This window comes from Pseudomonas sp. EL_65y_Pfl2_R96, assembly GCF_963970905.1.
Classification (GTDB): Bacteria; Pseudomonadota; Gammaproteobacteria; order Pseudomonadales; family Pseudomonadaceae; genus Aquipseudomonas.
Genome location: NZ_CAXAQH010000021.1, coordinates 75,323 through 93,549, shown reverse-complemented (window position 1 = coordinate 93,549; position 18,227 = coordinate 75,323). Strand labels below are relative to the sequence as shown.

13 protein-coding genes are annotated in these 18,227 nt (G+C 63.0%); 11 read left to right on the top strand and 2 right to left on the bottom strand.

The genetic code is table 11. The features are described 5' to 3' along the window. Complete coding sequence (tssB, locus tag AACY49_RS20400) at window positions 1-510, bottom strand: type VI secretion system contractile sheath small subunit (protein ID WP_007894500.1); 510 nt, start codon at window positions 508-510, stop codon at window positions 1-3. Window positions 511-590: 80 nt separating this feature from the next. Next, on the bottom strand, window positions 591-1,622 hold the full coding sequence (gene tssA / locus AACY49_RS20395; RefSeq protein WP_339526023.1) for a type VI secretion system protein TssA: 1,032 nt from the start codon (window positions 1,620-1,622) through the stop codon (window positions 591-593). 405 nt (window positions 1,623-2,027) lie between these two features. Between tssA and tagH the strand changes: the two genes are divergently transcribed. From tagH to AACY49_RS20340, 11 genes are all read left to right on the top strand, one after another. Beyond that, a complete protein-coding gene (gene tagH, locus AACY49_RS20390) occupies window positions 2,028-3,425 on the top strand; it encodes a type VI secretion system-associated FHA domain protein TagH (RefSeq protein ID WP_258698167.1) in 1,398 nt (465 codons plus the stop codon). Between the two features lie 75 nt (window positions 3,426-3,500). Beyond that, on the top strand, window positions 3,501-4,013 hold the full coding sequence (gene tssJ, locus AACY49_RS20385) for a type VI secretion system lipoprotein TssJ (protein WP_258698166.1): 513 nt from the start codon (window positions 3,501-3,503) through the stop codon (window positions 4,011-4,013). A 16-nt stretch (window positions 4,014-4,029) separates the two neighbouring features. After that, window positions 4,030-5,364 carry a type VI secretion system baseplate subunit TssK gene (gene tssK, locus AACY49_RS20380; protein WP_258698165.1) on the top strand — a complete coding sequence of 445 codons (1,335 nt, stop codon included), beginning with the start codon at window positions 4,030-4,032 and terminating at the stop codon, window positions 5,362-5,364. Window positions 5,365-5,370: 6 nt separating this feature from the next. Next, the gene (locus AACY49_RS20375; protein ID WP_339526020.1) at window positions 5,371-6,669 is read left to right on the top strand and encodes a DotU family type VI secretion system protein; all 1,299 of its coding nucleotides are present in this window, start codon (window positions 5,371-5,373) and stop codon (window positions 6,667-6,669) included. Beyond that, entirely contained in the window at window positions 6,666-10,166 is a 3,501-nt protein-coding gene (gene tssM, locus AACY49_RS20370; RefSeq protein ID WP_339526018.1) for a type VI secretion system membrane subunit TssM, read from the top strand. Before AACY49_RS20375 ends, tssM begins: the two co-directional genes overlap by 4 nt. Then, window positions 10,163-10,813, top strand: coding sequence for a type VI secretion system-associated protein TagF (gene tagF / locus AACY49_RS20365; RefSeq protein ID WP_258698162.1), 651 nt, complete (start codon window positions 10,163-10,165; stop codon window positions 10,811-10,813). Before tssM ends, tagF begins: the two co-directional genes overlap by 4 nt. Further along, complete coding sequence (locus tag AACY49_RS20360; RefSeq protein WP_339526016.1) at window positions 10,814-11,545, top strand: PP2C family protein-serine/threonine phosphatase; 732 nt, start codon at window positions 10,814-10,816, stop codon at window positions 11,543-11,545. Further along, on the top strand, window positions 11,542-14,583 hold the full coding sequence (locus AACY49_RS20355; protein ID WP_339526014.1) for a serine/threonine-protein kinase: 3,042 nt from the start codon (window positions 11,542-11,544) through the stop codon (window positions 14,581-14,583). The genes AACY49_RS20360 and AACY49_RS20355 overlap by 4 nt, the downstream gene beginning before the upstream one ends. Further along, a complete protein-coding gene (locus AACY49_RS20350; protein ID WP_258700813.1) occupies window positions 14,583-15,305 on the top strand; it encodes an ABC transporter ATP-binding protein in 723 nt (240 codons plus the stop codon). The genes AACY49_RS20355 and AACY49_RS20350 overlap by 1 nt, the downstream gene beginning before the upstream one ends. Continuing rightward, window positions 15,298-16,494 (top strand): ABC transporter permease, encoded by a 1,197-nt coding sequence (locus AACY49_RS20345; protein WP_320392674.1) that lies wholly within the window; start codon window positions 15,298-15,300, stop codon window positions 16,492-16,494. The genes AACY49_RS20350 and AACY49_RS20345 overlap by 8 nt, the downstream gene beginning before the upstream one ends. Next, entirely contained in the window at window positions 16,487-18,214 is a 1,728-nt protein-coding gene (locus AACY49_RS20340; RefSeq protein ID WP_445262653.1) for a formylglycine-generating enzyme family protein, read from the top strand. Before AACY49_RS20345 ends, AACY49_RS20340 begins: the two co-directional genes overlap by 8 nt. Window positions 18,215-18,227 lie beyond the last annotated feature (13 nt).

Below are 18,227 nucleotides of genomic sequence, written 5' to 3'. Positions count from 1 at the left end.
TTAAGCCTGAGGCTCGGCTGGCTTCGGCGCACTGGCGAGCGCCTGGAGCAGCGCCGGATCCTTGATGGCCTTCATGATGATTTCTTCGGCACCGGTCTTGCCGTCCATGTAGGTCAGCAGGTTGGCCAGTTGGGTCCGCGCTTCGAGCAGCTTGTTCAGCGAATCGACCTTGCGCGCCACGGCGGCCGGGCTGAAGTCGTCCATGCTTTCAAAGGTGATGTCCAGGCTCAGGTTGCCTTCGCCGGTCAACTCGTTGGGCACATGGAACGCCACGCGTGGCTGCATGGCCTTGAGGCGCGAGTCGAAGTTGTCGACATCCACTTCGAGGAACTTGCGATCGGCCACAGGCGCCAGAGGCTCGGCGGGCTTGCCGGCGAGGTCCGCCATGACGCCCATGACGAAGGGCAACTGGACCTTTTTCTCGGCGCCGTAGAGCTCGACGTCGTACTCGATCTGCACTCGAGGCGCGCGGTTGCGCGCGATGAATTTCTGAGAACTTTGCTTCGCCACGTTGCTGCTCCTGGTCGCTCAAGCGACGGTGTTGGCGTCATCGGCGGTGCCGATGACGTGACTGCGTGATCCGTTCGCTTTTATTCGCTGTCTGGTCCGCGCAGGTTTTCAAATTGGCTCATGCCGTCGGGAATCAGGTTGCGCACGATGGCCGCAAAGTCGGCATGCACCAGATTCTTCGCCCGGTTCAACAGCACCGGCAGTGGGCTGGAGGGCTCATGTCGGGTGTAATACGCAAGAATCCGGTCCAGGCTGCGCAGTACGTCGTCACGGTTGTTGATTTCGCCAGTGCTGCGCGGTGCGCTCGGTGCGCTCGGTGCGGTGGGCAGGTATTCAACTGGCGCGGCACTGTCGTCGCTGACGGAGTCGGGAAGGGGGTTGTCGCCGCTCTGCGGGGCGAACTGGCCGAGAATCTGCAAGGCCATTTTTAGCGGTTGCTTCAACGGGCCAAGGTCAACGCCCTGGGCGGAACCGACTTGCTCGCTGATCTGTTGCTCGATGGCCTCGGCGACGCTGCGGGCCTCGTGCAAAGCTGCGCGGGTGATTTCCAACTGTTCGGGATCGCTGTCGAGGAACGCCCCGGCGAGCTGCTCGGCGCCGAGGCTTTCGTCAGGGAAGCTTTGCAGGCCGCTGGCATTGGCGGCGGCGCGCAGGCTGACAGCGCCAAAGGTTCGCGAACGGGCCAGGATGCTTTCACGCAGCAGGCGAATGGTGGCATCGGACGTCAGGCCGGCGAGGGCATTGATGCGCACGGTGGGGTCGTTGTCGTCTTCGGCATCCAGGCGCGGATGCAGGTCGGCCCAGTATTGCTTGAGCAGTTCGCTGATCAGCGTCAGGACACGGGCCAGGCCGGTGACGCCTTCGAGGGCAAGGGAACTTTGCAAAAGGAAATGGGTGATGCGCAGGTCTTTGCTGCGTTGCAACAAATCCAGGCTTTGCTGCTGGATGCTGCGCCATTCAGGGGGGGAGGCAGGCAATATCGAATCGCCCATGCTGCGCTCGGGCTGGCCCAGGGAATCGCGTTCCAGGCGCAAAAAATCCGCGTCATATTCCAGATCTTCACCGCAAGGCGAAGTCGCGGAAACGGCGGCGAGCAGCAAAGGCACTTCCACTGAATTTGATCTCCCTATCGCCCGCTGACAGAGTCGGGCATTTCACACGTTAGTTCCAGGTGGAACTTCACATGTTTCCTTGCGTGTATTGGCATCTTTGGATGCGCGATGATCTTAAAGTGCCATCATTTATATTCAAGAAGTTATGCATTTTTGGTGTAGTACTTATGGCTTGTCAAGGTAAGCTATTTCCCTTGTGTGACAGATGTGAGGTGCTTGTCAACCCGCGCGACCGCTTGGTCGAGGCGGGCACTGATGCAGGTTTTTTGTCACGCTAGCCGGTTAAGATCAGCAATCATGCTGGCAAAAAGCGGTTTTCGAGGTTGTTTGCAAGGTTGTCGGACCGAGTCTGGCGGGAGTGAATCCCGATTCGCCCGCGCGCAAAGTGTTCAGCAAGGAGGCAAGATGTCGCTGTGTTTGACTATCACTAGTTATCACAAAATTACCCCTGGCCAATGCCCTGAAAAATCCATGGATCAGGGCGTGCTGGCAATAGGCCGCAACTCTGATAATGACTGGGTATTGCCCGACCCTGAGCGTCTGGTTTCCGGCAAACATTGCGTTATTCAATATAAAGATGGCCGGTATTACTTAACCGATAACAGCACTAACGGTGTGGAATTGGTCAAGGCCGGCATTCGTCTGCGCAAAGGAAACAGCGAGCCGTTGCAAGATGGAGAAGTAATCCGTATTGGTGATTATGAAATCCAGGCACGAATCAGTTTCAGTCTGCCGGCGACCGACAACAACCCTTTCGCCGATTCGTCCAGCAGCTTCGAGGCCCTGATGGGGCGTCAGGGCGCCGTCGTGAATACGCCGACATCGTTGCCCGTGACACCACCTGCACATTTTCAGGGCGTATCGGCCATGGACACGATGCCGGACCTGTTCGATTTTCTGACACCGACCAGCGTCCCGCCGGCTACCCAGCCCGACCATGTCCCGGCCGAGCAGCACGACTTCCGCCCGCCGACCCCGATCCCCCACCCAACACCCGTGGCCGGACCTGCACCGCTGGTGTCGGCCCAGGTGATTCCGGAAGATTGGGACCTGTTCAGCGACAAGCCTGCGCCGGTGGCTATCGTCCCCTTGCCTGTTGCAGAGGTTACGCCGCCACCCGTACCGCAAATCAGCGTACCGATCGAGCCTGTGCCACTGCGTGAACCACCCGTGGCCATCGTCGAACGCCCGGTCGGCCCGGCCGACAATGCTCAACCCGACCTGTTGCAAGCCTTCCTGCGCGGCGCCGGTCTGGATCAAGTGCGCCTGGACAAGGCTCAGGCCGAGGCGCAAATGGAAAGCATCGGGCGCAGTTATCGGCTGATGGTCGAAGGCCTGATCGATGTCTTGCGCGCCCGCAGCAGCCTCAAGGGCGAGTTCCGCATACAACAGACAATGATTCAACCGGTGGAAAACAACCCGCTGAAATTCGCTCCCAACGTCGATGAAGCATTGCTGTTGTTGTTGCGCCACAGCAATCAGGCGTTCATGGCGCCGGACCAGGCTGTGCGCGACAGCTTCGACGACTTGCGTGCCCACCAATTGGCGGTGATGGCCGGTGTAGAAGCTGCGATCAAACACCTGCTGACGCGCTTCGAGCCGGCGCAACTGGAAGAGCGCATGGGCAAGCCCGGTGGTCTGTCGGGCATTTTCACTGGCTCGCGACAGGCCCAGTACTGGCACCAGTTCACCGAGCTCTACAGCAATATTTCCCGCGAGGCCCAAGAGGATTTCCAGGACCTGTTCGGTCGGGAATTCAGCCGCGCCTACGAAGAGCACAGCACAAGGCAGCGCCGCCACTGAGCGTCGCCGTCGCATAACGTCATGCATAGCAAAGAACGGAACAACGGATAGCTGAAACGTCATTGAGGACGCAGGATGATTCCCAGGTTTTTACTCGCAGTAGCCACCGCGCTTCTGCTGAGCGCATGTGCCAAGGACACGGCCAAACCCGAGGCCGTTGAGGCCGAGGCCGAGGCCGACACTGCCGCGGTCGAGTTGCACTTTCACGCCATTGCCGGGCTCAACCCCGGCGCCACTGGCCAGCCAGCTCCGGTTCGAGTGCGCATTTTCGAATTGAAAAATGCTGCCACCTTCGGCCGTTCCGATTATTTCGCATTGGCCGAACGGGCCCAGGCGACGCTCGGCGCAGATCTGATCGACCAGGACGAAGTGCTGATCCAGCCCGGCCAGCAGCTGAGCCTGCAGCGCGACCTCGACCCGGCCACCCGCCATATCGGCGTACTGGTGGGGTATCGCGAGCTGGATCAGTCGTTGTGGCGCACGGTAATGAATGTCCCGCCGCGCCAATACACCGAATACCAGATCAGCCTCGACGTGCGCGCCGTGCGCAGCGCCGTCGTGGTTTCCCCATCCAGCCCTGCCCAATAAGCAATCGGAGCTCCCCATGTCCTGGAACAATCGTGTGGTCTGGTCGGAAGGCATGTTCATTGGAACGCAGCACTTCCAGCAGCATGACCGTTACCTGGAGAACCTCATCGACGCCCGGAGCCGCCCGTTGTCGGCCGGCGCCTGGGGTTTCTCCGAATTGCTGATCGACCAGGGCCTGCTGGCCCAGGGCAAACTGGCGATCATCTCGGCGCGGGGCCTGTTGCCGGACGGCACGCCATTCAACATTCCCCAGGATGACCTGGCACCGAGCCCGCTGAATGTCGATGACAACCTGCGCGATGGCTTGGTGTACCTGGCCTTGCCGCTCAAGCGCGCCGGTGCGCGTGATACGGTCGACGAAGGCGAAGCCCTGGGCGCTGCGCGCTACGTGAGCCAGGTGCGCGAAGTACGGGACGACAACGCACCGTTCGAAAACCAGGCCCCGGTGGCCGTGGGGTCGAGGGCGCTGCGATTGTTGGTAGCCCAGGATGGCATCAGCGACTACGCCGCCATCGGCCTGGTACGAATCAAGGAGAAACGCGCCGACCGCGCCTTGGTACTCGACGACACCTACATCCCGCCGTTGCTGGATGTGGTCGCCTCCAACCCCCTGGCCGCGTTTCGCAGCGAATTGCTGGGCCTGCTTCATCAACGCGGCGAAGCCCTCGCCGGGCGGGTGGTGGCGTCCGGTGCCGGCGGTGCCTCGGAAATTGCCGATTTCATGCTGTTGCAACTGGTCAACCGTGCCCAGCCGCTGATCCAGCACTTGAGCCAGTTGAGCCCGTTGCACCCCGAGCGGTTCTACAGCGAGCTGGTGAGCCTGGCCGGGGAGTTCTCGACCTTTACCGCGTCCGGTCGGCGCCCCCAGGAATACCCGCAGTACCAGCACGATGACTTGGCGCTGAGTTTCGCGCCGGTGATGCAAGCCCTGCGAGAGGCGCTGTCGATGCTGATCGACAGCAAGGCCACGCCGATTCCGATCGTCGAAAAAGCTTACGGCGTCCATGTGGCGATGCTGGCCGACAAGGCCCTGCTCGACAGCGCCAGCTTCATCCTGGTGGTGCGCGCCGACGTGCCCGCCGAAACCCTGCGCAGCCACTTTGGCCAACAGAGCAAGGTCGGCTCGGTGGAGCACATCCGCAACCTGGTCAACCTGCAATTACCGGGCATCGGCCTGCTGCCGCTGCCGGTGGCGCCACGGCAAATCCCGTATCACGCCGGCTCCACCTATTACGAACTGGACCGGGGCAGCGAGCATTGGCAGCAACTGGCCAATTCCGGCGGTTTTGCGTTCTACATCGCGGGGCAATTCCCGGGGCTGAACCTGGCTTTCTGGGCGATCCGAGGATAAACCGCAATGAGCAACGACGATCGTACCCAATTCATGCCGACACCCGGTGGCCGTGGCGCCGATCCGGCCCGCCCGGATGCCGGTCGCGCCCAGGCCGCGCCGCTTTCGATGCCGGCCGCGCCGCTTTTGATCGGCAAAGCCGAAGGTCTCAACCCTCTGGAGAGCGCCGCTGGCCCGTTGCTGGCTTTGCTGACCCGCTTGCGTAACACCATTGCCCACCCGGCGCCGGCGAGCCTACGGGCGCAATTACTGGCCTACCTGCGCCAGTTCGAGGAGCGCGCCGAGGCTGCCGGTGTGGTGCGCAACGATGTGTTGCTGGCCCGTTACGCCTTGTGCACCGCCCTGGATGAAGCGGTGTTGAGTACGCCGTGGGGTGGCGCCAGCGACTGGGGCAAACAGAGCCTGCTGATCACCGTGCACAACGAAGCCTGGGGCGGCGAGAAGGTGTTCCTGCTCTTGGAACATTGCCTGCAAAGCCCCCGCGAACGTTTGTATCTGCTGGAGCTGTTGTACCTGTGCATGTGCCTGGGTTTCGAAGGGCGCTATCGGGTCATCAACGACGGTCGCAGCCAACTGGAAGCCTTGCGTGAACGCACCAGTACGGTCATCCGCAGCGCCCGTGGTGAATATGAGCGTGAACTGTCGCCCCATTGGCGCGGCGTCACCGTGGCCCGCGACCGGCTGGCGCAATTCATGCCGCCATGGATCGCCGTGGCCATCGGCGTGGCGTTGCTGTTGGCACTGCTGTTCGGCCTGCGCTTGAAACTGGCCGCCGATGCCGAGCCGGTGTTTAAAAATATCCATGCACTGGGTGAGATCCCGGTGCAGGCCATCGACCGTCCGGTGGTGCAACCGAAACTGATCGAACGTCCCCGCCTGGCGGGCTTCCTCGCCGATGAAATCAAGGCCGGCCGGGTGGCCGTGGAAGATGCCGTTGACCGTTCAGTGGTGACCATCCGTGGCGATGAGCTATTCGCTTCGGGCAGCGCCAGCATCGTCGACAATTTCCAGCCGCTGATGCTGCGCATCGCCGATGCCATTCGCAAGGTCAAGGGTCAGGTCCGGGTGACCGGCCACAGCGACAATCGCCCGATTGCCACCCTGCGGTTTCCATCGAACTGGGCCTTGTCCGAGGCGCGTGCCACTTCGGTGCTGCAAATCCTCTCGGCCAAAACCGGCCAGCCCGAGCGCTTCAGCGCCGAAGGCCGCAGCGACACCGAACCGTTGGCCTCGAACGCTACAACAGAGGGCCGCGCGCGTAATCGTCGGGTCGAAATCACAGTGTTGGCGGAGGGGGTCGAGTGAAGGCGTTTTTCAGTTTTATCATCCGCTGGGTCATTCCGTTGCTGGGGCTGATCGCCCTGAGCCTGATCATCTGGTTTGTCGGGCCGCTGCTCGAATTCCTGGTGCCCGAAGGCCGGCGCTGGACGCTGATCATTCTGGTGTTCGCGGTGTGGATCGCCTATCGGCTGTTTCGCATCATCCAGGCGCGCCGTCAGGCCGCCGAAGTGATGCGCAGCCTGGCGGCGCAAACCCCGCCGGACCCGACCAGCGTCGCTACCTTTGAGGAACTCGAAACCCTGCGCCAGCGCATGGACGAAGCCTTGGCACTGTTGAAGAAAGCCAAGCTGGGCGGTGACGAGCGGCGCAATCTCTACGAGTTGCCGTGGTACGTGATCATCGGCCCGCCAGGTTCGGGCAAGACCACGGCGCTGGTCAATTCCGGGCTGCACTTTCCATTGGCGGCGCAATTGGGCGCCGGAGCGGTACGCGGCGTCGGTGGCACGCGCAATTGCGATTGGTGGTTTACCGATCAGGCCGTGCTGCTCGACACCGCCGGGCGCTACACCACCCAGGACAGCCATGCGACAGTCGATAAAGCCGCGTGGCTGGGTTTTCTCGGCCTGTTGAAAAAACAGCGGGCCCGGCGTCCGATCGACGGTGCGTTCATCGCCATCAGCCTCTCCGACCTGCTTCTGAGCAGTGACGCCGAGCGCGCTGCCCATGCCGCCGCGATCCGCCTGCGTATCCAGGAGCTGTACACGCAACTGGGCGTGCGCTTTCCGATCTACCTGATGTTGACCAAACTCGATCTGGTGCCAGGGTTCATGGAGTATTTCGATACCCTGAGCAAGGAAGAGCGGGCTCAGGTCTGGGGTATGACCTTTGCCCTGGACGACGGTAAAAACAATGACAGCCCGCTGGCCCTTCTGCAAAGCGAATTCGCCGGCCTGGAACAGCGCCTCAACGATCGTTTGGTGGAGCGTTTGCAACAGGAACGCGACCCGGCGCGGCGCGATCTGATCTACGGCTTCCCGCAACAGTTCGGCGCGTTGAAGGATTGCCTGCAAAGCTTCCTTGAGGGCGTATTCAAACCCAACGCCTTTGAAGAGCGGGTGCTGTTGCGCGGGGTGTATTTCACCAGCGGCACCCAGGAAGGCAGTCCGATTGACCGGCTGATTGGCTCCATGGCCCAGAGCATGAACCTGGACCGCCAGCACCTTGCGCGCCAGAACGGCACCGGGCGCAGTTACTTCATCGAAAAACTCTTCAGTGCCGTGGCCTTTGCCGAGCGTGGGCTGGTGGGGGTCAACCCGAAAGTCGAACGTCGGCGCAAGTGGATCGCCCGGGGTGTTCTGGCCTCGACCGTGGCCCTGGTGCTGGTGGTCGGGACCTTGTGGTGGGTCAGCTACCGCGCCAACCAGGCGTATATCGCGCAAGTCGATCAGAAAGTCGCGCCCCTGGGCCAGGCCGTGCAGAACCTCAGCCCGGCACAACGGGACGTGCTCGCGGTGTTGCCTTTGCTCAACGCGGTCAAGCACTTGGCCGACGATGCGCCGAGCTGGGCCGAAGGCCTGGGCCTGTATCAGGGCAACATGCTTGAAGCCGAGTCTGGCAGCGTCTATCGCAAGCTGTTGATCGCGGTCTTCGCGCCACGCTTGCTCACGCGCATCGAAGAGCAACTGCACGGCGGCGGCAATTCGGACTTCCTTTACGAAGGCTTGAAGGCCTACCTGATGCTCGCCGACAGCGAGCATTACGATGCCGACTTCATCAAGGCGTGGATCGCCCTGGACTGGGATCGCAGCCTGCCGCGTGACCTGCCGGCCGAGCAGCGTCTGGCCCTGGAGGAGCACTTGCTGGCACTGTTCGAACGCCATCCGCCCACCGCACGTCTGGACCCGCGCCTGATCGACGACCTGCGTCGGCAGTTGCAGCAACTGCCGGTGGCCCAGCGTGTCTATGACCGGGTCAAGCGGCAGAAACTGCCGGACGGCATCCCGGACTTTCGTATCAACGAAGCGGCCGGGCGTGATGCCGCGCTGGTGTTCAGCCGCAAGAGCGGCAAGCCCCTGGGCGAACCCTTGAGCGGCTTCTTCACGGCCAAGGGTTACCGCCAAGGGTTTTTGCTGACCAGCCTGAACCAGACCGGCACCCTGGCCGAGGAGCAGTGGGTGCTCGGTCGCGACCAGGCAGAACAACAGAACGTCGTCAGCCTGGCCGCCGACGTGCGCCGCCTGTATTTCCAGGATTACCAGCGCCAGTGGGACGCCTTGCTGGCTGATATCGACTTCGTGCCGATCACCAGCGTGGCCCAGGCCGCCGATGTGCTGCGGGTGATTTCCGGCCCGACCTCGCCGTTGAAAAAACTGCTGGTGGCCGTGGCGAAGGAAACCGATCTGCAACAGGAAGAACGCCTGCTGGCCGCCAAGGGCGCTCCGGTCGAGGGTGGGGTCGACAAGCTCAAGGAGCGCTTGGGCACCTTGCTCGGCCAGGAGCAGGCGACGCAAAACACACCGGATGCCAGTGACGATCCAGTCACCGCGCATTTTGCCGAACTCAACAGCATCGTCAGCAAAAACGAAGGCGAGCCGGCGGTCATCGACGGCCTGCTGGCCGACATGAACGCCCTGTATGTGCAGGTCAGCGCCATGGTCGGCGCCAGCGGCGAGGCCTTGCTCGGCGAAGCCAAGAACCAGGCCGCAGCGGCCGCGACACGGGTCAGCCTCAACGCCGAACGTCAGCCGCCGCTGGTGCAGGGGCTGGTCAAGTCGGTGGTCAACTCCACCACTAACAGCATGATGGGCGGGGTACGCAATCAACTGAACGCGGCCTGGACCAGCGAAGTGGTGAACATCTATCGCCAGTCCCTGGCCGGGCGTTATCCGATGTCGCCGGGCAGTGCGCGAGACGCAACCCTGGACGACTTCGGCCAGTTCTTCGGCGTGGGCGGGGTGATGGACAACTACTTCCGCAAATACCTGCAGCCGTACGTGGATACCTCGACCCAGGCCTGGCGCTGGCAACCGGGCGCCGCACAGAAGCTCGGCATTGCCCCTGGCGTACTGCAAACCTTCCAGCGGGCAGCGACCATCCGGGATGCGTTTTTCCGTTCCGGCGGCACCCAGCCGATGGTGCGCTTCGAACTCAAGCCAGTGGCGATGGACGCCACCATTACCCAGTTTTTGCTCGACCTCGATGGCCAGCAGTTGAGCTACGACCACGGCCCGAGCCGCCCCACCTCCATGCAATGGCCCAACCCCGGCAGCATCGGCGTGGTGCGGATCTCGATCATGCCGCCTTCAGCCAGCGGTCGTTCGGGCATCACCCTGGACGGGCCCTGGGCCTGGTTCCGCCTGCTGGAGCAATCGGACCTGACCGCCGGCAACTCGCCGGATCGCTTCAACCTGCGGCTGCGGGTCGACGGCGCCAGCGTCTCTTATGAGTTGCGGGCCAACAGCGCCTTCAACCCGTTCAAGAGCCGTGTGCTCAGCGGTTTCAGCCTGCCGGAGCGTTTATGAGCACGCCGGGCTTCTATGGAAAACTGGCCAGTCGCGGGGACTTTGTCAGCCGTGGCTTGCCGCAGAGTTTTATCGGCCCCTGGGATTCGTGGCTGGCGGCGGGCCTGCTCGCCAGCCAGAGCCTCGGGGACCGTTGGCTGGATGCCTATCTGGTCAGTCCGCTGTGGCGCTTTATGGTCGGGCCCGGTGTATGTGGGCCGCAGGCCGCCGTTGGGGTGGTGATGCCGAGCATCGATCGGGTTGGCCGGTATTTTCCGCTGACCGTCGCGGTGCTGCTGGATCACGACGCTGATCCGGCATCGGTGGTGGGCGGCTCGGATGCCTGGTTTGAGCAGGTTGAGCAATTGATGTTGAGCACGTTGAGCGTGGAGGCGAGCTTCGAAGCTTTCGGTGCAGGACTGGAAGCGCTGGGCAGCCCGGCGTATCTGCGTCGCGCGCCAAGCAGCCGTTTTGCCGGCCTGCATTGCTTTGATGCCACTAATCCGAAGGCGCGAATGACCGCGCTAGCCGAACTGGCCTGCGAAGGCGCAAGCCTGTGGTGGGGCCAGGGTTCGGAGCGTATCGCTCCCGCTTTATTGCGGTGCCAGGGCCTGCCGGCCGCCGCTGATTTTGCGCAATTTTTGCTCGGCCAAGAAGGTGTTGTGTAGATGTGTTCAAGCGTTGGAAAGACGTTCAAATCTGCAAGCAAGAGCCATGTCGGTATGGTCCGCCAGGTTAACGAAGATGCTTGCCTGGACCGGCCGGAAAACGGCCTGTGGGTGGTCGCCGATGGCATGGGCGGGCACGCGGCGGGCGACTACGTCAGCAGTCTGATCGTCGACAGTCTGCGTAGCATTGCCGTGGGCCGCTCGCTGGATGAATACGCCGCCGCGCTGAAAGCCGACCTGCTGCGGGTCAACGCCGCCGTGCGTGAAGAGACCGCCAACCGCGGCGTGACCATGATGGGCAGCACAGTGGTGGTGATGGCGGCGCGTGACTTGCGCGGGGTATGCCTGTGGGCGGGTGACAGTCGCTTGTATCGCCTGCGTGACGGCCGACTCAAACGCATCTCGCGGGACCACAGTTACGTTCAGGATCTGCAGGACAGCGGCCTGCTCAGCGAAGCTGAAGCCCGGGTGCATCCACGGGCCAATATTGTCACCCGCGCCATCGGGGTCGAGGCGCAACTGGAGCTGGCGATGGTCGAGCTGCTATTGAGGCCCGGCGACAGTTACCTGTTGTGCAGCGACGGGCTGAACAAAACGGTTGAAGATCATGAGATCCGCGAGGTGCTGAGCCACGACGAGCCCGGGGAAATCGCCAGCAGCCTGGTGTCTCTGGGCCTGATGCGCGGCGCTCCGGACAACATCACCGTCATCGTCGTGAAGGTGCCGTCATGAATTCCACCCTGAACATTCTGATCCCCGGCTACGACATCGACGGCGAGATCGGCGAAGGCGCCATGGCCAGCGTTTACCTGGCGACCCAGCGCTCGCTGGAGCGCAAGGTGGCGCTGAAGGTCATGGCCGCCGCGCTGGCGGCCGACCCGAGTTTCTGCGAGCGCTTCCTGCGCGAAGGCAAAACCCTGGCGCGCCTGTCGCACCCGCATACGGTCACCATCCATGACATCGGCCATGTCGGTGAGCTGTATTACATGGCCATGGAATACCTGCCCAACGGCACGCTCAAGGAGCGCATCGCCGCCGGCCTGACGCCAGAACAGGGCCTGATCTACATCCGCCAGATCGCTTCGGCCCTGGGCTATGCCCATGGGCTGGGGCTGGTTCATCGCGACGTCAAACCGGCGAACATTCTGTTCCGTGCCGATGGCACGGCGGTGCTCTCGGACTTCGGTATCGCCAAGTCCATGGACGACCGCACCCAGTTCACCCAGGCCGGTTTCGCCGTCGGTACCCCCAGCTACATGAGCCCGGAACAGGCGCGTGGCCAGGATATTGACGGCCGGGCCGATCTTTATGCCTTGGGCGTGGTGCTCTACGAAATCCTCGTCGGCAAACTGCCGTATACCGGCAACGACGCGCTCTCCACGGCCCTGGCGCATTTGACCGAACCGTTGCCGGAGCTGCCGGTGCACCACGGCCGCTATCAAGAGGTGCTGCGCAAGCTGCTGGCCAAGGATCCGGCCGACCGTTTCCCGAATGCAGCGGCGCTGTTGCAGGCGCTGGATAATCTGCCTCGGGAATCGGTTGAAGCGACCACGATCCGGCCATTGCCAATACCGGTATTGCCGATTGCGGTGAGCAATGACCTGGCGGGGCTGACGCCGGTGTCCATCGATATACCGACCGGCCCCGCGCAGCCACAACCTCGACCCAAGCCTGTTCCGCCGACTGTGCAGCCGCCGCCGTCCATGGTCTCGGAGCAGCGCAAGGGGCCGGTGTTCGCACTCGCCGCCGTCGCGGTGGTCGTGGCGCTGGCCTTGGGCGGCGCGGGTTATTGGTGGCTGTCCGGTGACGTCGAAACCGACGCCAAGGTGCCGGTGGTTTCAGCGCCGCCGGTCAGTCCGCCGCCGGCCGTGGCGCCACCCGTCAATCCCCCGGTGGCGACGGAGGTCGATGGCGGTCAGCGTCCGCTGTTGATGGCCGGCAAAAAAACCTTGTTCCAGCGGGTACTCAGCAAGCCGGGGGCGAAATACGCCAGCGACCCGGGAGCCACACCTGGCAAGGCCTTGCCGGCGTTTTCCGTGCTTTACGTCTATGAGCGCAAAGAGGTTGATGGCAGCCCGTGGCTGCGTGTTGGCGTCGCCACCGACGGGCGCAGTGACGGCTGGTTGCCGGCCGCACAAGTCAGCGACTGGAAGCAAAGCCTGGTGCTCAAGTTCACCGAACGCTCCGGCCGTGCGCCGGTGATGTTCCTGCGTCAGCCCGGTGACGTGGAGAAGCTGCTGGCCGATCCGTCGGCCGCCAAAAACCTGTTGCTCAAGGCCCAGCAGAATCGCGAAGACAACCAGCGGGTGCTGGCCCTGGAACCGGCCGCCAGTGCGGTGCCGCAGAATCAGTTTTACCTGTTGCCGATCTTCGATTCGCGCGAGAGTTTCGACGAAAACGGCCAGCCGGTGCAGTTGCTGAATGTGGCGTCCATCGACCCCGGTAATGCTCCGAAGGCCGCTGCCAACAACACACCAATCACTACTGCTAACGCCGACGCGTTCCGCACCGCCGTGGTGTTGGTCGTTGACACCACCGTGTCCATGCAGCCCTACATCGATCAGGTCCGCGACGTCGTACACCAACTGCAAACCCGCATCGCCGAGCGGGGCGAGCTGGACAGTGTCAGCTTTGGCCTGGTGGGGTTTCGCAGCAGCATCCAGAAAACCCCGGGCCTGGAATACGTCGCCAAAACCTTGATCACCCTGGAACAGGGCCGCGACCCGCAGCGCTTCATGGACCTGGCGCGGCAGGTCAAGGCGTCCACGGTCTCGAGCCATTCGTTCAACGAAGATGCGTTTGCCGGCGTGATGGAAGCGGTCGAGGGCATGGACTGGTCCGGCTATGGCGGGCGCCTGATTCTGTTGGTCACCGATGCCGGTGCCTTGCGCAAGAACGACCCCTATGCCGCCACGCAAATGAACGAGGCCGAAGTGCGCCAGGCCGCGCTGGGCAAGCAGATCAAGATCTACGCCTTGCACTTGCTTAGCGATGCCGGCAAGAAAACCCATGACGGTGCGCAAAGCCAGTACCGCACCCTGACCGCCGACGCCAACCCGCAGATCGGCGACCTGTACATTCCGGTGCCGGGCGCCGATGTGCGCAAGTTCGGTGAGCGGGTGGATGAGATCGGTTCGGTGTTTGCCGACCTGGTGCATCAGGTGCGCAGCGGCAAGCCGCAAACCGTGCCGCTGCTGAGCGCCGCACCGAGCCTGACCGACAAGTCGGCGGCTGTCGGCTACGCGATGCACATGGACTTCCTGGGGCGTAAAGCCGCCAGCCAGGCGCCGCAACTGGTCAGCGCCTGGACCGCCGACCGCGACCTGACCAACCCGACACTGCCGGCGTTCCAGGTGTGCGTGATGTTGACCAAGTTGCAGCTCAACGACTTGCAGCAATCGCTGAAGCTGATCGTCGATGCCGCCCGCAAGACCCAGACCTCGCCGAAGAATTTCTTCCAGGAAATCGCCAGCGCCAGTGCCTACATGAGCCGCGACCCTTCGGCCTTGCGCAAGGGCGGCAACCTGGCTGATGGCGGGGTTCTGGGTGAGTACCTGGAAGGGCTGCCCTATCGCAGCAAGTCGCTGAACATGACTCAGGACTTGTGGCTTTCCCTGAGCGTGGCCGAGCAGGAAGACTTTATCGACGAGCTGGACTCGAAGATCCGCCTCTACGAAACCTTCCACAACGACCTGGCTAACTGGGTGCGTTTCGGCGACGCCGAACCGGGTGATGCCTTGTACCGCGTTCCATTGTCGACGCTGCCGTGATGCTGAACATGAGCGCAGTGCACAAAAGCCGAGGCGCCGGCAGCCAGCGCTACAGCCTGGTGATTCCACGGCTGCAACTGCGTGCCGGTGAACAATTGGCGGTGGTCGGTCCCAGTGGCTGTGGCAAAAGCACGTTGCTGGATTTGCTGGCGCTGGTGCTGGCTCCGGATCAGGCCGGACAGTTTGATTTTGCGCCCGGCCAAACCAGGACAGACATTACCGGGCTGTGGCGCGCAGATGCGCAAAGTGCCTTGGCGGACTTGCGCAGCCGGCACTTGGGCTACGTGCTGCAAACCGGTGGCCTGCTGGATTTTCTGGACGTGCGCGGCAACATTGACCTGTCGCGAAAACTGCTTGGCTTGAAAGACGACGGTAGCGTGGATCGCCTGGCCGGGGCACTGGATATCGCTGATCAACTGGGCAAAAGGCCGGGCGACTTGTCTGTCGGCCAACGACAACGGGTGAGTTGCGCCCGGGCCCTGGCCCATGGGCCGCGTCTGCTGTTGGCCGATGAACCGACCGCCGCCCTCGATCCGCTGAACGCGGAGCGCGTGATGCAGTTACTGGTGACCCAGGCCCGCGAACACGGCGTGTGCTGCGTCGTCGCCACTCACGACGAGTCACTGGCCCGCGCCAGCGGTTTGCAGGTGCGGCGCATCAGTTGTCATCGCGACGTCGATGGCGGTGTCACCGCCACCCTCGGGGAGGCTGCTGATGCGTAATGCGCTGGTGGTTTCCCTGGCCTGGCAGGATTACCGCAACGATGCATGGCTGTCGGCCTGTTCGGTACTGGCGCTGGTGGCGGTGGTCGCACCGCTGCTGGTGCTGTTCGGCTTGAAATTCGGCCTGGTCAGCAGTTTGACCGAGCGCCTGGAAAACGACCCGGCCACCCGGGAAATCATTCCCTTGGGCGGCGGCCGATTCAGTGCCGCGTTTATCGAACAATTGAGCCGGCGCAGCGACGTGGCTTTCGCTTTGCCGCGCACCCGGCAGATTGCCGCGACGACGGATCTGACCGCTGGCGCTTCGACGGTGACCGTCGAAATGATCCCCACCGCCGCCAACGACCCCTTGCTCGGCAATCTGCCGGTGCCCCCAGGGCTGGATCAGGTGCTGCTCAGCCAGACCGCCGCCGAAAAACTCGGGGCCAAGGCCGGTGATTGGCTGCAGGCCAGTTTCGGCCGGCAGGTGGCCGGTCGCGGCGAGGCGCAGCGCACTCGCGTCCAGGTGCTGCACGTTCTGCCGCTGGAGGCCTTCGCCCGGGACGGATTGTTCGCCTCATTGACGTTACTGGAAGCGGCTGAAGATTACCGGGACGGCCGCGCCGTGCCGGCGTTCGGTTGGCCAGGTGATGCGGTGGGCGTGACGGAGCAACGGGTGTATCCGGCGTTTCGTCTTTACGCCCGCAGCCTCAAGGATGTCGAGCCACTGCGTCAGTACTTCGCTGCGCAGAATCTGCTGGTCTCGACCCAGGCCCAGACCATCGCCCAGGTGCAATCACTGAGCCGCAACCTGTCCATTGTGTTCTGGATCATTGCCGGATTGGCCGTGGCGGGAGCGTTCGCGGCGATTTTTGCCGGCGCGCTGGCGGCGGTCGAGCGCAAGCGTCGAGCGTTGTCGGTGTTGCGTCTGCTGGGGTTTTCCACGGCGGCGTTGCTTTTGTTTGTGGTGGTGCAGGCGCTGTACAGCGCCTGCCTTGCCGCCCTGTTGAGTGCCGGGCTGTATGGCCTGGCGCAATCAGGTCTGAACCATTTATTTGCGCAGATGCCGGGCGAGTACGCCAGTCATCTGCTGGCGCGTCACTACGCGTTGGCCCTGGTGGCCGTGCTCGGCGTCAGCGCCGTGGCGGCGGTCTGTGGTGGCTGGCGAGTGGCGCGTATCCAGGCGTTTGAAGGAATCCGAGATGTATAAGTTACTGGGCGCCGCCGTGGCGCTGAGCCTGGCCGGCATGGTCTGGGCTGATGAAAGCACCGACAAACTGGACAACCCCAAGCCGTTGCCCGACGACGTCAGCCTGCCGCTGCCGTGCGAAGGGCAGATGGTGTTCCGTTACGTCTACATCCTGGCCCAGGGCGCTCTGGACGACCGCGAGATCAGCCTCGGTTACCCGTTCAGCGAAGGCGAGGCCGGTTATCAACAGTCGTTCATTTCAGGTTATCGCCGGGACTTCATCAATGGCCAGTTCACCCTCAAGGATCTGCCCAAGGATTGGGGCAAGACCATCACGCCGTTGATGCCCAAGACAGACACCAAGACACCACTCAAACCGATGCTCTATTTCATCGGCAAATACGAAGTTACCGCCCGCCAATACGCCCAGGTCATGGCCCAGGCTCAATCGTTGGCCAGCGGCGAGCCGGCGCCGGCCTGCGAGGCCTTGCAAGCCGAGGCGCCGCAAGGCATGGCCGGGCGTTTGCCCAAGGTGAAGTTGTCGCGATTCGAGGCCGAACGCTTCTCGGCGGTGTACAGCGCCTGGCTGATGAAATACCACAAGGACCTGCTACCGGTGAGCGGTCGCGGCACCTCGGCGGAAGAGGGCGGGCTGGGTTTTGTGCGTTTGCCGACCGAGGTCGAATGGGAATTTGCTGCCCGTGGCGGGCAGGCCGTCAGCCGTCAGGACCTGGAAGGGCGCCTGTTTCCCCGGCGTCTGGAGGGCAGCGAAAGCGATGGGCCACTGGCGGACTGGGCAGTCTTCAATCAGGTCGCCGGCGGCACCGGCCAGGCCGCGCGGCTGATGCCGATCGGTACCAAGCTGGCAAACCCCATCGGCCTGTTCGACGTGATCGGCAATGCCGCCGAGATGGTCCAGGAGTCCTTCCAGCTCGTGCACGCCGGACGCCGCCAGGGCACCTACGGGGGCTTTGTGGTCAAGGGCGGCAATTACCTGGAAGGCGAGGGCACCTTGTTCACCGGGATGCGCCGCGAGTACCCGCTGTTCGCCGCCGACGGCACCGAGCAAAACAACGAAACCACCGGGTTCCGGGTCGCGATTGGCGCGTTGTCGGCGCCACGTTCGCGCTACAAGGAACTGTTTGCCCAATGGCAGAAAGAAGGTCGGCTGGCTTCGCTGACCGATGCGATCGACGGCGCCCAGGACCCGACCAAACGCCTGGACAGCATCATTGCTGCCAGCGTCGATCCGCGCTTGCAAGCCGAGCTGGGGCTGGTCAACGAAGAGCTCAAGCGCAACGTCTCGCTCATCGCCCAGCAGCGCGAGGAAGCGGCCGGCAACCTGATCCAGTCGGCGGCCCTGGTGGCCGAGACCGTCAACAACTACAACATTCGCCTGACCAATTTGCAGAAGAGTCGCCAGCAGGCCGTGGACGCCAAGGACGAGGTCAGCGCCAAGCTGTTCGCTACCGCCATCGACAATGGCCGCAGCGCGCTGGACGGCGCGGTGGCGATCTACATCGACAACCTGGCGACCGGCACGCGCTACACCGATGCCGTGATCCAGGCGCAGTTTCAACGCATCAAGGAAGAGTTGGAGCGCAAGCCGGTACTGGGCAAGAGCCTGGTCACGCGCGCAACGTTGTTCGTTCGCCATGTCGATGACTATCGTCAGCAACGACGAGCCGATCCGGCGGCGATATTGAAGGAATTGCTCGCATCGAACGCCCAGCGGTCATGATCGTTCGTTGTAT